Source organism: Streptomyces sp. NK08204 (assembly GCF_020400585.1).
Classification (GTDB): Bacteria; Actinomycetota; Actinomycetes; order Streptomycetales; family Streptomycetaceae; genus Streptomyces.
Genome location: NZ_JAINVF010000011.1, coordinates 131,807 through 145,513 on the forward strand (window position 1 = coordinate 131,807; position 13,707 = coordinate 145,513).

Consider the following 13,707-nt stretch of genomic DNA (forward strand, 5'->3'; position numbering starts at 1 on the left):
ATGACCGCTTTGAGTTGCAGCGTGTCACGTATGCGGGCGGTCGGCGTGCCACCGTGTCACGCGCGTACGGTCCCATGTTTCACCGCCGTCTTCCCAGTTGGTGGCATGTTTCACCCCTGTTGCGCGTCGTGCGCGAGGAGCGCGATGTGCACGGAGGCCGCCTGTTCGAAGTCGTCCAGGTCGACGCCGAGGCGGGCCTGTATGGCCTCCAGGCGGCGGTAGAGCGCGGGCCGGGACACGTGGTGGAGCTGGGCGGTGCGGGACTTGTTGCGGCCGGTCGCCAGGTAGGTGCGCAGCACGTTCAGCAGCTCCGGTTCGGCGGCGCCGCGCAGCAGCCCGTCCAGCTCCCGTTCGGCGAAGGACTGCACCTGGGGATCGTCGCGCAACAGCCGGACCAGTCCGCGCAGATGGACGTCCCGCAGCCGTACGACGGCGGGCAGGTCGAGGGCGGCGGCGGAGCCGGCGACGGCGTCGGCGACGTGCCGTGCCTCGCGCAGCCCGGCGGGCACCTCGTCCCAGGCGGTGCGTGGATCGGCGGCGGCGACGACGGCGGCCGGGTGCCCGGTCTCGGTGCGCAGCCGGGTCGCGAAGTGCGCGGTCAGCGCCTCGGCGTCCTGGTCGCGGGCGAGGCTGAGCAGCACGGCGGTGGCCCCGTCGGCCAGCTCGGCGACGAGCCCGGACAGACCCAGCATCCGCAGCACTCGGTCGAGTTGGCCGGGATCGCCGCCCGGGACGACGAGCGGTACGAAGGTCCGCCGGTTGACCGGCAGCCCGGCCGCCCGCGCCCGCGGCAGCAGGTGGCGGGCCGGTACGACACCGCTGACGAGGTCGGTCAGCAGGCTCCGCGCGGACTGCTCCTCCCAGGTCCGCGTGGAGCCGCCGCCGAGCATGCGGTGCAGGACGAGCGCTTCGGCGGCCCGGTCGGCGAGCAGCCGCCCGGCGGCCGGGTCGCCCCGGTACCCGCACAGCAGGATCCGGCCCCAGCGCTCCCCGCCCCCGCCCAGTTCGGCGCGGATCCAGCCGTCGCCCGCGCCGCCGCCGGCCTGCCGGGCGATCCGCTCCCAGTCGCGCAGCACGTCGTCCACCGCGGACCGCTCCCCCGCCGTGGCGAGGACGCGATGGGCGAGGTTGGTGACGACGACCGGGCAGCCGCTGTGCACGGCGACTTCGTCGAGGAGCCGCTGGAGGGGGGCGCCGGCCGTGATGAGGCGGGTGAGCGCGGTACGGACCGACTCCGAGAGGCTGACGGCGGCGAACTTCCGTCGCACCAGACGGGACTGGACCTCCTCCGTCAGCTCCGCGAAGGGAAAGGGGCGGTGGAGGACCACCATGGGCAGGCCGCAGCGGTCCGCCGCGCAGCGCATGGCCTCCGGGGGTGCGGGGAAGGCACGGCCGAGGCCGAGAACGACCGCGGCGGCCTCGGCCCGGTGCAACGACTGGATGTACTCGGCCTGTTTGGCCTCGTCACCGGCGAGCAGCACGCCGGTGGTGAGCACCATTTCGCCGCCGCTGAGCATCACCCCGACGTCGGCGGCCTCGGCGACGTGCACCCAGCGCACCGGCCGGTCGAGCTGCCTGGCACCGGCCACCACCTCGGGCTCCCCGGCGAGCACCCGCTCCAGGGTCAGCACCTGGCGGACGGAGAGCGCGGGCTCCCAGGCGTATCGGGTGTCCGAGGTGTCCGAGGTGGCAGTCATGGCCATACCCCCTTGGTGCTAGTACGTACTCCTCAGCGCGCGTTCGAGGATCGCCGCGCCCTCCTCCGCCTCCGCGACGGTCAGCGACAGCGGCGGGGCGATGCGCAGCGCGCTGGTGTCGTGGCCGCCGCCCTTGCCGATGAGCAGTCCGCCGTCGCGGGCCGCCTCCAGCACTGCGGCGGCTTGCTGCGGATCGGCCTCGTCGGTGCCGGGTCTCACCAGCTCGATGCCGATCATCAGGCCGCGTCCGCGCACCTCGCGCACGCCCGGCAGCTGGGCGGCGACGGCGCGCAGCCGCTCGATGAGCAGTCCGCCGACCCGGCGGGCGTTGCCCTGGAGGTCGTGTTCCAGGAGATAGGCGAGGTTGGCCAGGCCGGCGGCCATGGTGATCTGGGTGCCGCCGAAGGTGGAGATGCTGTTGGCGTCCAGGCAGTTCATGATCTCGGCGCGGGCGATCACACCGCCGACGGACATGCCGTTGCCGATGCCCTTGGCGAAGGTGACGATGTCCGGCGGACCGCTGCGGGCGTGTGCCTGCCAGCCCCAGAAGTGCTCGCCGGTGCGCCCCCAGCCGGTCTGCACCTCGTCGGCGATCCACAGGATCCCGTGTGCGTTCAGCACCTCACGGAATGCCGCGTACAGTCCGTCGGGCGGGGAGGTGAAGCCGCCGACGCCCTGGACGGGCTCGGCGATCAGCGCGGCGGGCTGCCGGGCCTGCCCGAGGACGTCCTTCAGATCCGCCACGCAGGCGTCGATGAAGGCGCGGTCGTCCAGTTCGGCGAACGGGCCGCGGCTGCGGACGCCCCCGTGGACGTACAGCGTCTGCAGCGGGGAGAGCGAGGTCGGGGACCAGCCGCGGTTGCCGGTGATGCCGACCGCGCTGAAGGAGCGGCCGTGGTAGCTGTTGCGCATCGCCAGGACGGTGTTGCTGCCGCGGTAGGCGGTGGCGAGCAGCAGGGCGGTGTCGTTGGCCTCGGTACCGGAGGTGGTGAAGAACACCCGGGCGTCCGGGATGCCGCTCACCTTGGCGATGCGCTCGGCCAGTTCGACCATCGGCCGGTTGAGGTAGAGGGTCGAGGAGTGGAGGATGCGGCCGGCCTGCTCGCTGACCGCCTTGGTCACCTCGGGCAGCGCGTGCGCGGTCATCGTGGTGAGGATGCCGCCGAAGAAGTCCAGGTACTTGTTGCCGGAGGAGTCCCAGACGTGGCGGCCCTCGCCGTGGGTGATCTCCAGTGGCTCGTCGTAGTAGAGGGCGAGCCAGTCGGGCATGACCTGGCGGTGGCGGGAGTAGAGGTCGTTCACGGCTGCACCAGTCCTTCGTAGGCGTCGGGGCGTCGGTCGCGGTAGAACGCCCACTGCTGACGGACTTCCTCGATGACGTCGAAGTCGAGGTCCCGGACGAGGAGTTCCTCGGTCTTGTCGCTGGCCGTCTCACCGACGAACCTGCCGCGGGGATCGACGAAGTAGCTCGTGCCGTAGAAGTCGTTGTCGCCGTACTCCTCCTGCCCGACCCGGTTGATGGCGGCGACGAAGTACTCGTTGGCGACGGCCGCCGCGGGCTGCTCCAGCTGCCACAGGTAGGCGGACAGACCGCGGTGGGTGGCGGACGGGTTGTAGACCAGCTGAGCACCGTTCAGGCCGAGTTGCCGCCAGCCCTCCGGGAAGTGGCGGTCGTAGCAGATATAGACGCCGACCTTGCCCACCGCCGTGTCGAAGACGGGCCACCCCAGGTTCCCCGGTTTGAAGTAGTACTTCTCCCAGAAGCCCTTGACCTGCGGGATGTGATGCTTGCGGTACTTGCCGAGGTAGCTGCCGTCGGCGTCGATCACCGCGGCGGTGTTGTAGTAGAAGCCGGACTGCTCGACCTCGAAGACCGGCGCGACGATCACCAGGCCGGTCTCGCGGGCGAGGTCCCGCATCCGGCGGACGGTCGGCCCGTCGGGCACGGGCTCGGCCCAGCGGTAGTGCTCAGGCTCCTGGACCTGGCAGAAGTAGGGCGCGTTGAACACTTCCTGAAAACCGATGATCTTCGCACCCCGGCGGGCCGCCTCGCGGGCGTGCTCCTCGTGTTTCGCCACCATGGACTCGGTGTCGCCGGTCCAGGTGGCCTGGACGAGTGCGGCACGTACGACGTTGGCCATGAGCTGCTCCTTCGACGCGACGTCCGAGCGTCTACGCGCGTGTACGCCGACGGTAGAGGGCAATTTCCCCGCTGGGAAGGACGCCCGCCCACTCGATCGAGTGAACCGCTTTCAGGACACCAGGAGAACCGGGTGAGCGAGGTTTTCCCTCCGGGATCAGGCCGCGAACCCGGCGACTCGTAAGGCGTGCACCAGGTCCCAGTACCGCTCCTGCGAGACCTGCTGGGCGGCCTCCAGCAGCAGCGGCACCATCCGGCCGGGGTCAGTGGCGGCGCTGCGCGCGGCCTCCTCCGGGGTGCGGACACGGACGTAGGCGTCCAGCAGGGCCCGTACCTCGCGGTGCCGGCCCGCCGATTCCAGCCCGAGCACGGCCTCGCCGATCTCCGGTGCCGGCCGCGCGACACCCTGCCGCAGGATCTGCTGCCCGTCACCGGCCCGGCCGGCAGCCTCCAGCGCGTCGGCGGCGGCGACCAGCCGCCCGGCGGGCAGCGAGGCGGCCTCCCACAGCAGCGTGGCCCAGTCGGCGCCGAGCCCGGCCCACCGCAGGGCGTCCGCAAGCAGCGGGAAGCGGGCGGCGGGCCACTGAGCTGCCTCCACCAGCAGGACATGCGCTTCCCCGCTGCGCCCCTCGGTCCGCAGCCGCACCAGCCGCTCGACGGCCTCGGCGACGGCCGCCCTCTCCGCCTCGTCCACCGCCGCCCCAGCCGGCTCCGCCCGCTCGACCGCCTGCCCCGCCCCGGCGAACCGGGCTCCTCGGGGGGCACGGCGGCGGGCGGAGGCGTCCGGTGCGGGTGACGCGGGCGCCTCGGGGACGACGGCGGGGCCGCCCGCGGCCTCGGCCATCCCGGCGAACCGTGCACTGCCGCGCCGGCGCTTACGGGGTTTGCCGGGTGCCTCCGGCGCGGGGACGGTGGGGGCAGCAGGCGCAGGGGTCTCGGCGGCCCGGGACGTCTGGGCGGAGGGAGCGGTGTGGGGGGCGTGGGCGGAGTCGGGGGCGTGGGCGGAGTCGGGGGCGTGGGCGGACCGGAGACCCTGAGCGGCGTAGGAGACCTCAGCGGAGCCGGGAGCGTGCCCAGACCGGAGACCCTGAGCGGCGTAGGGGACCTCAGCGGAGTCGGGAGCGGACCGGGCCGCTCGGGATATCTGAGCTGAGTGGGCCGGCTCGGCGGACCGTAGGTCCTCGGTGGCCCGCAGTGTCCGCCCGGGGCCGGCTGCGGCGGACGAGTCGCCGCCGCTGCCGCCGTCTGCCGCGTCTGACCCGTCTCCGGCCCGCCAGTCTCCCCCGGCCCGCCAGTCTCCCCCGGCCCGGTCGGGCCGCATGTCGCCGCTGACCGGCACGGCGTTCGCCGCCCCCCGTTCCACCCTGGCCATCCGCGCGCGGAGCTCGGCGCAGCGGGCCGTGGCCCGTTCGTGGTCGTCGCGGGCCCAGGCAAGGTCGAGGCGGAGGGACTCGGCCTCCTCATGGGTGGCCGCGACGGCGAGGAGCCGGCCGAGTTCCGCCTGGCGTTCGGCGGCGTACCGCTGTTCGCGGAGCATGACGTCGAGGCGGTCACCGAGAGCGTCACGGGCACCGGGCCGGGCGTCGTACGCGGTGAGCGCCGCCGCGTACAGGGTGCGCGCCCTCTCCTTCTCCGCCGTCGCGGCGTCGGGACCGTACGCCGCCGCGAGGTCCTGCAGCAGGGCCTCCACGACGTCCCACGGGGGCACCTCCTGCCCGTCGAGGCAGGCCTGCATGCCCTCCGGGTCGCGTCGCCAGAACACCCCGGACCAGCCGCCGCCCTGGTCCAGACGCGCCAGGAGGCCGTCCAGGTAACTCGCGAACTCCCGCACTTGCCCGAGGAGTTGATCCACAGCCATCGTCCGACCCCCGCCCGCCCTGCCAGCACTCGGATTGTAGGCAACACCAGCCGTGTTACGGCTCTGCTACGCAGAGTTTTCCGGCAGAGTGCGGGCGGCTCATCGATGGCCCCGGCCGCCGCCGGCGCCCGCAGGCGGGCGGGGCCGGACCGGCGGCAGCGCGCACCGCGCGACCGGCTCGCCCATGGACAGCCCGAGAACGCCGGCCGGCGCAGCCGCCGCGAAGAGCGCCGGAGTCGGGGCAACCCGGTCGCGCCCGCCCTCGGCCGGGTGTGCCGTTCGGCCGGCCACGGTGTACCGCGCGGCCTTCCCCCGCGCCACGCCATGGTCCACCAGTCCTGGTGATCGCGAGCGGGAAGGGTGACGACCACGCGGTGGCCGGCGGCTGGACGCTCCGTACGAGCCACGGCTCCCGCGCCCGTACGCCTCCAGCACAGGTGTGCGAGCACAGAGCACGGTCCCCGGATTCCCGCGGCACGGTCGAACCTCCTGAGAGCCCGCCGACCGCAGCCCCCTGGGCGGACATGCCCCCGCCCCCACTTCATGTCATCGTGGCATGAGCGGGCTCTCACCGGTTACCCGGCGGAGCCACTGGCGGAGCCAGTCGTCTGCTGCGAAGGATGCGAAACCATGACCAGCGGCTACCTCGGCCCGGAGGGCGACCCCTTCGGAGAGTTCTTCGCCCGCTTCTTCGGCGGAACCGGCAGTGCGCCCGGCGGGGCCGGCCGGCCCCGGCACATCGACATCGGCCGCCTGCTCAGCCAGCCTGCCCGGGAGCTGGTCAGAGGGGCCGCGCTGTACGCCGTGGAGCACGGCAGCCGGGACCTGGACACCCAGCACCTGCTGCGCGCCGCCGTGGCCGCCGAGCCCACCCGGAGCCTGCTGACCCGGGCCGGCGCGGACCCGGACTCGCTCGCGACGGAGATCGACGAGCGGGCGGGCCCGGCGCAGCACGCTCCGGGCGCCGCGCCGCCGCCGACCTCCCTGTCCCTCACCCCGGCCGTCAAGCGGGCCCTGCTGGACGCGCATGACATGGCGCGGGCGAGCGGTGCCGGGTACATCGGCCCGGAGCACGTGCTGAGTGCGCTGGCCGCGAACCCGGACTCGGCCGCCGGGCACATTCTGGGCGCGGCGCGCTTCTCGGCGGGTGCACTGCCGTCCGAGGCCCCGGAGACGACGCAGCCGCGGCCCGAGCGGCAGCGGCCCACCACCACCCCGACCCTCGACAAGTACGGCCGCGACCTGACCGAACTGGCCCGGCAGGGCCGTATCGACCCGGTGATCGGCCGTGAGACGGAGATCGAGCAGACCATCGAGGTGCTGTCCCGGCGCGGGAAGAACAACCCGGTGCTGATCGGTGACGCGGGCGTCGGCAAGACGGCCATCGTGGAGGGGCTCGCGGAGCGGATCGCGGACGGGGACGTACCGGACATACTGGCTGGGCGGCGCGTGGTCGCGCTGGACCTGACCGGGGTCGTGGCGGGCACCCGCTACCGGGGCGACTTCGAGGAGCGCCTGAACAACATCGTGGAGGAGATCCGCGCCCACTCCGACAGTCTGATCGTCTTCATCGACGAGCTGCACACCGTCGTCGGCGCCGGCGCCGGCGGCGAGGGCGGGACGATGGACGCGGGGAACATCCTCAAGCCCGCGCTCGCCCGGGGCGAGCTGCACATCGTGGGCGCGACCACGCTGGAGGAGTTCCGGCGGATCGAGAAGGACGCGGCGTTGGCCCGCCGGTTCCAGCCGGTCCTGGTGCCCGAGCCGACGCCCGAGGACGCGATCGAGATTCTGCGCGGCCTGCGCGACCGGTACGAGGCCCACCATCAGGTCCGCTACACCGATGAGGCGCTGATGGCGGCCGTGGAGCTGTCCGACCGTTATCTCTCCGACCGGCGGCTGCCGGACAAGGCGATCGACCTGATCGACCAGGCGGGCGCCCGGGTGCGGCTCGGTGCCCGTACCAAGGGCACGGACGTGCGCGCGATGGAGCGCGACCTCGAGCAGCTCGTCCGGGACAAGGACCAGGCGGTCTCCGACGAGCAGTACGAACAGGCCCTGCAGTTGCGTGACCGGATCAGCGAGCTGAAGCGGCGGATCGCCGAGGAGAGCGGCGAGGACCAGGCCGACGAGGGCCAGGACCTGCAGGTGACGGCGGAGGCCGTCGCCGAGGTGGTGTCCCGGCAGACCGGCATCCCGGTGAGCCGCCTCACCCAGGAGGAGAAGGAGCGGCTGCTCGGCCTCGAGGCGCACCTGCACGAGCGGGTGGTCGGTCAGGAGGAGGCCGTCGCCGTGGTGGCCGAGGCGGTGCAGAGGTCCCGGGCGGGGCTGGCGAGCCCGGACCGGCCGATCGGCAGCTTCCTCTTCCTCGGACCGACCGGCGTCGGCAAGACCGAGCTGGCCCGCGCGCTCGCCGAGGCGCTGTTCGGCAGCGAGGACCGCATGGTCCGCCTGGACATGAGCGAGTACCAGGAGCGGCACACCGTCTCCCGGCTGGTCGGTGCCCCGCCCGGGTACGTCGGCCATGAGGAGGCGGGCCAGCTCACCGAGGTGGTGCGCCGGCACCCGTACTCGCTGCTGTTGCTGGACGAGGTGGAGAAGGCCCACCCGGACGTCTTCAACATTCTGCTCCAGGTGCTGGACGACGGGCGCCTCACCGACTCACAGGGTCGCACGGTGGACTTCACCAACACGGTCATCGTGATGACCAGCAACCTCGGTTCCGATGTGATCACGCGGCGCGGTGCCGGGATCGGCTTCGGGCCGGGCGGCGCGGAGGCCGACGAGGACGCGCGGCGCGAGCAGATCCTGCGCCCGCTGCGCGAGCACTTCCGGCCGGAGTTCCTCAACCGGATCGACGAGATCGTGGTGTTCCGCCAGCTGACGGGTGAGCAACTGCGGCAGATCACCGATCTGCTGCTGGAGCGCACCCGCCGTCTGCTGGACGGGCAGCATGTCACCGTCCGGTTCACGGACACAGCTGTCGACTGGATCGCCGAACGCGGCTACCAGCCGGAGTACGGCGCCCGCCCACTGCGTCGCACCATCCAGCGGGAGGTGGACAACCGGCTGTCCCGGCTGCTGCTGGACGGCACGATCAGGGAGGGCAGCCAGGTCACGGTGGACGTCGCGGAGGGGCGGCTGGACTTCCGGGCACAGGACGGCGAGCCGTCCGCCGCAGAGGAGCAGCCCCCTGCCCCGGAGCTGTGAGCGCCCGCCCGCCCCCGGGTCACCCCACCCACACCCCCTCCCCGGTCCCTCCCGGAACGCCGGGCGAGCCCGGAAGTCCGTCGTGCGGGTGCGGAGACCGTGCGGATCGGAGACCGTGCGGATCGGAGACCGTGCGGATCGGAGACCACGCGGGTCGGGAACGTCACGGCGCCGGGCCCCACCACGGGCAGGCCGCCCGCCGCCGGGCCGGGCCGGCTCCACCGAAGTGCAGCCGCCCGCCGCCGAGCCGGAGCGCGGAGCACCGGTCCGGGAACGCCGAAGCGCCGGTCCGGGAACGCCGGGGGTCCCGGCAGACGGGCGGTGCCGGGGCGTTACGGTGCCGGGTCCACCACCATCGCCGAACCGCCGCCGCGTCGTACCTTCTCGGCGGCGGCCAGCCACCTGCCGTCCGGCAGCCGTTGCACTCCGGTCGCCGCACCGATCTCGGGGTTGAGCCTGAAGCTGTGCCCGATGGCCGCCAGCCGGTCCTTCATGTCGCTGTAGTAGAGGGCCGGTTCGAGATCGGTCTGGGCCGAGTTGCGCTGGCTGGCGCGCGGCGCGGCGATGGCGTCGACGAGCGGCAGGTGCCGGTCGAGGAACTCGGTGAGGGTCTGCAGCACGGTGGTGATGATGGTCGCGCCGCCGGGCGAACCGAGCGCCACCACCGGCCTGTTGTGCCGGTCGAGGACGATCGTCGGCGAGATGGACGACCGCGGGCGCTTGCCGGGACCGGGCAGGTTCGGGTCGTGCACGTCGGGGTTGGCCGGGGCGAAGGAGAAGTCGGTCAGCTCGTTGTTGAGCAGGAAGCCCCGGCCGGGGACGGTGATGCCGCTGCCACCGGTCTGCTCGATGGTGAGCGTGTAGGAGACGACGTTGCCCCACTTGTCGGCGACGGTCAGGTGCGTGGTGTTCTCGCCCTCGTAGGTCGTCGGGGCCGCGGTTCCGCCCTTGGCGCAGGCCTCCGGGTGGCGCGGGTCGCCCGGGGCGAGCGGGCTGGTGAGGACCGCGTCGTCCTTGATCAGGCAGGCGCGCGAGTCGGCGTAGCTCTGCGACAGCAGCTGTTTCGTCGGTACGTCCTCGAAGACGGGGTCACCGACCCAGCGCCCCCGGTCGGCGAAGGCGATCCGGCTGGCCTCGACGAAGTGGTGCAGGTACTGTGTCTCGCTCGCCTTCGACAGGTTCGTGTTCTCCAGGATGTTGAGCGCCTCGCCGACCGTGGTGCCGCCGGAGGAGGAGGGGGCGATGGAGTACACGTTCAGGCCGCGGTAGGACGTCCGCGTGGGGTTCTGCAGCTTGGCCCGGTAGGCGGCGAGGTCGTACTCGGACAGCTTGCCCGGGCGGGCCTTCCAGCCCGAGTCCGGGTCCACGGGAGGCTTCTCGACCGTCGAGACGATGTCCTGGCCGAGGTCGCCGTCGTACACGGCGTCGGTGCCCTCGCGGCCCAGTTCCTCATAGGTACGGGCCAGGTCGGGGTTCTTGAAGGTGGAGCCGACCACGGGGAGCTGTCCGCCCGGCAGGAACAGCTCGGCGGTGTCGGGGAAGTACCGGAAGCGGGTCTCGTTGGCCGCGGTCTGCGCGCGGAAGGTGTCGTCCACGCTGAAACCGTCGCGGGCGATGCGTTCGGCGGGTCTGAGGACCGTGGAGAGGCTTCTGCTGCCCCACTCGTCCAGTGCGGTCTGCCAGGTGGCGGGCGTCCCCGGCGTGCCGACACCCAGGCCGCTGCTGACGGCGTCGGCGAAGGCGAGCGGCTTGCCGTTCTCCTGGAACAGGTGGGAGTCGGCCGTCAGCGGGGCCGTCTCGCGCCCGTCGATGGTGTGGACCGCGCGGGTCTTGGCGTCGTAGTAGACGAAGTAGCCGCCTCCGCCGATGCCGGCGGAGTAGGGCTCGGTGACGCCGAGTGCGGCGGCCGTGGCGACCGCCGCGTCGACCGCGTTGCCACCCTTCCTGAGCACTTCGATACCGGCCGCGGAGGCGTCCGCGTCGACGCTCGCGACCGCCCCGCCGTAGCCCACGGCCACCGGCACCTTCGCGGCCTGCCCGCTGGTCGCGGCGGGCGGTGCCGCGGCTCCCACCGACACCACCGCGGCCGAGACCGCGACCACCGCCAGTCTTCGTGCTGCCCGACGACGCATCCGCACCTCCGGTCGAGAACATTCACCCGTCTTTGCCATGTTCCCTGTGCATGCCCCCGTCACCACCGCTCATACCCGTTCGAACGGCCTTGTGGAACGGCCCGCTAGCATGCGCGGTCATGAACGACGACGTGCGCAACATCGTCCTGGGTGTGATAGCCGCCGGCATCAGCGCGGCGCTGGGCTGGATCGCCCGCACGTACCTGTGGCGGCGCCGGCTCCGTCGCCAGCAGGCCTTCTTCGGGCTGCCGGACCATTCCGAGTCGCTGCTGGTGGTCAACCGCAACGTGGGCGGACCGGAGCTGTCGGTCATGCGAAACGACGTGTTCGCGCTGCTGGAGCTGTCCGCCCTCATCAAGGACTGCAACGCCCACGCCCGGGTCGTCGCGCACGACGCGGCACAGCAGGGCTTCGGCGAGCGCACGGAGTTCTGCCTGGGCGGTCCGGCCTCGAACCGCCGGATGGCGGCTCACCTCTCCTCTCTGCTGCCCGGTGTGCGCGTGAACGTCGAGGCGGAATCCGGCCCAGAACTCGGCGCGTTCCGTATCGGCGGCGAGGACTACCGCATGGAGAGCGGCCGGAGCGAGTACGTGCTGCTCGCCCGGCTCACCGTGGGCGGGGCCCGCGACGCCCGGCCGGTGTTCCTCTTCTGCGGCCAGCGGGCGATCACCAATCAGGCCGCCACGCGTTACCTCGCACGCAACCACGAGCGGTTGAGCCGCAAGTACGGCAGCGGCTCGTTCGTGCTGCTGCTGAAGGTGGTCAATTCGCAGGCGTACGGACCGGATGTGGTCGAGCTGGTCGCCGACGTGACACGGGCGGCACAGACACCACTGACACATCCCGAGCCTGCACAGTCGTAAAAACCTTTACCGGTACGTAACTTACTGGCGGGTTACTTGCGGTAGCACCCGCGGTTACCGTCGGGTCACTTTGCACTGACACGAGTGAGGAGTGATCCATGGGCCACGGTCGCACCACCCCGCGCGCCTGCGCCGCCGGAGCCGTCTCGGCGGCCCTGGTCGCCGGTGCCGTCATCGGGCTGGCGCCCGCCGCGCAGGCCACCACCCCGGGCGTCCGTTTCGTCGACATCGCCGGTGACGGCGGCACCGTGCTGAAGGCGAACGTCGTCACGCCCGCGGGCGCCGACGGCTCGCACACGTACCCGCTGATCGTGCTGCCCACGAGCTGGGGCCTGCCGCAGGTGGAGTATCTCGCGCAGGCCCAGCAACTCGCCGACTCCGGCTATGTGGTGCTCAGCTACAACGTGCGCGGCTTCTGGCAGTCGGGCGGCGAGATAGAAGTGGCCGGCCCGCCGGACGTCGCGGACGCCTCCAAGGTCATCGACTGGGCCCTCGCCAACACGCCCGCCGATCCCCGGCACGTCGGCATGGCGGGCGTCTCCTACGGCGCCGGGATCAGCCTGCTCGCCGCCGCCCACGACCAGCGGATCAAGGCGGTCGCCGCGCTCAGCGGCTGGGCGGACCTGGTCGGTTCGATCTACTCCGGCCGCACCCAGCACGTCCAGGCGATGGCCGTACTGGACGGCTCGGCCACGCTCACCGGACGCGAGAGCCCGGAACTCCGGCAGGTCTTCGACGACTTGTACTCCTCCCGTCTGTCCAAGGAACAGGAGATGATCGACTGGGGGCGCAAGCGCTCGGCCGTCACCTACGTCGACCAGCTGAACCGCAACGGCGCCGCGGTCATGCTCGCCAACGCCTGGGGCGACACCGTCTTCCCGGCCAACCAGTACGCCGACTTCTACCAGAAACTGACGGTGCCCAAGCGGCTGGAGCTGCGTCCCGGCGACCATGCGACGGCCGAACTGACCGGCCTGTTCGGGCTGCCCAACGACGTGTGGACCGACACCGAGCGCTGGTTCGACCACTACCTGAAGGGCGCGGACAACGGCGTCGACCACGAGCAGCCCGTGCGGCTCGAGTCCCGTAGCGGGGGCGGATACGAGGGCTACCCGGACTGGAAGTCGGTCGCGGCCACCCGGCGGAAGATCGCCCTGGCGGGCTCGACGACCATCCGTGCGAACGTGGACTCGGGCGCGGACGGCGGGATCGTGTTCCTCTCCAGCGTCCTGGACCAGGTGGCGCAGCTGCCGCCCGTCGCCTCGCTGCCGCTGCTGCCGCGCCGTTGGGCCGCCGTGTGGCAGTCAGAGCGGTATGCGGACGCCCAGCGGGTGCGCGGGACCGCGCAGTTGCACACGACGCTCACCCCGACCGCGGAGAGCGGCACCCTCGTGGCCTACCTGTACGACGTGGGCCCGCTCGGTCTCGGCAAGCTGATCAGCAACGCGCCCTACACCTGGCACGGGCGGACGCCGGGCGAGCCGTTCGACGTGGACCTCGACCTGTTCTCCACCGCCTACGACGTGCCCGCGGGACACCGGCTCGCGCTGGTGGTCGACACCGTCGACCCGCTCTACATCGAGCACAACCCGTCCGGCGCGCAGCTGACCTTCTCCTCACCCGCGGACGACCCGTCGTACGTGTCGGTCCCGCTGCGCGAGCAGTGATCTCCGGCTGCCGCCGGACGAGCATGGCCCGTGTGTACTGCCGCCCCCGCGGTCTCGGGGCCGAGGGGGTGGTCCCCCCGGCGGCAGCGTCCCCTCGTTCCGGGGCTGCCCGCCCTCCTGGAATTGGCGAGGCCGCCGCC

Annotated in this window: 8 protein-coding genes; 3 read left to right on the top strand and 5 right to left on the bottom strand. The window is 72.4% G+C overall.

Annotated features, from left to right (window positions below; all coding sequences use genetic code 11):
• Positions 1–110 precede the first annotated feature (110 nt).
• The 4 genes from K7G59_RS19065 to K7G59_RS19080 form a co-directional block, all read right to left on the bottom strand.
• On the bottom strand, positions 111–1,697 hold the full coding sequence (locus K7G59_RS19065; protein ID WP_225835787.1) for a PucR family transcriptional regulator: 1,587 nt from the start codon (positions 1,695–1,697) through the stop codon (positions 111–113).
• A gap of 18 nt (positions 1,698–1,715) precedes the next feature.
• The gene (locus K7G59_RS19070; protein WP_225835940.1) at positions 1,716–2,966 is read right to left on the bottom strand and encodes an aspartate aminotransferase family protein; all 1,251 of its coding nucleotides are present in this window, start codon (positions 2,964–2,966) and stop codon (positions 1,716–1,718) included.
• Between the two features lie 29 nt (positions 2,967–2,995).
• Entirely contained in the window at positions 2,996–3,838 is an 843-nt protein-coding gene (locus K7G59_RS19075) for a nitrilase-related carbon-nitrogen hydrolase (protein WP_225835790.1), read from the bottom strand.
• Between the two features lie 156 nt (positions 3,839–3,994).
• Positions 3,995–5,695: a hypothetical protein gene (locus K7G59_RS19080; RefSeq protein WP_225835792.1), complete on the bottom strand. Its 1,701-nt coding sequence runs from the start codon at positions 5,693–5,695 to the stop codon at positions 3,995–3,997.
• 630 nt (positions 5,696–6,325) lie between these two features.
• Here K7G59_RS19080 and K7G59_RS19085 point away from each other — a divergent pair.
• Complete coding sequence (locus K7G59_RS19085; RefSeq protein ID WP_225835794.1) at positions 6,326–8,905, top strand: ATP-dependent Clp protease ATP-binding subunit; 2,580 nt, start codon at positions 6,326–6,328, stop codon at positions 8,903–8,905.
• A 332-nt stretch (positions 8,906–9,237) separates the two neighbouring features.
• Here K7G59_RS19085 and ggt read toward each other — a convergent pair whose 3' ends face one another.
• A complete protein-coding gene (gene ggt / locus K7G59_RS19090; RefSeq protein ID WP_225835796.1) occupies positions 9,238–11,037 on the bottom strand; it encodes a gamma-glutamyltransferase in 1,800 nt (599 codons plus the stop codon).
• A 119-nt stretch (positions 11,038–11,156) separates the two neighbouring features.
• Between ggt and K7G59_RS19095 the strand changes: the two genes are divergently transcribed.
• A complete protein-coding gene (locus K7G59_RS19095; RefSeq protein WP_225835798.1) occupies positions 11,157–11,900 on the top strand; it encodes a hypothetical protein in 744 nt (247 codons plus the stop codon).
• A gap of 98 nt (positions 11,901–11,998) precedes the next feature.
• On the top strand, positions 11,999–13,567 hold the full coding sequence (locus K7G59_RS19100) for an alpha/beta fold hydrolase (protein WP_225835804.1): 1,569 nt from the start codon (positions 11,999–12,001) through the stop codon (positions 13,565–13,567).
• Positions 13,568–13,707: the final 140 nt, after the last annotated feature.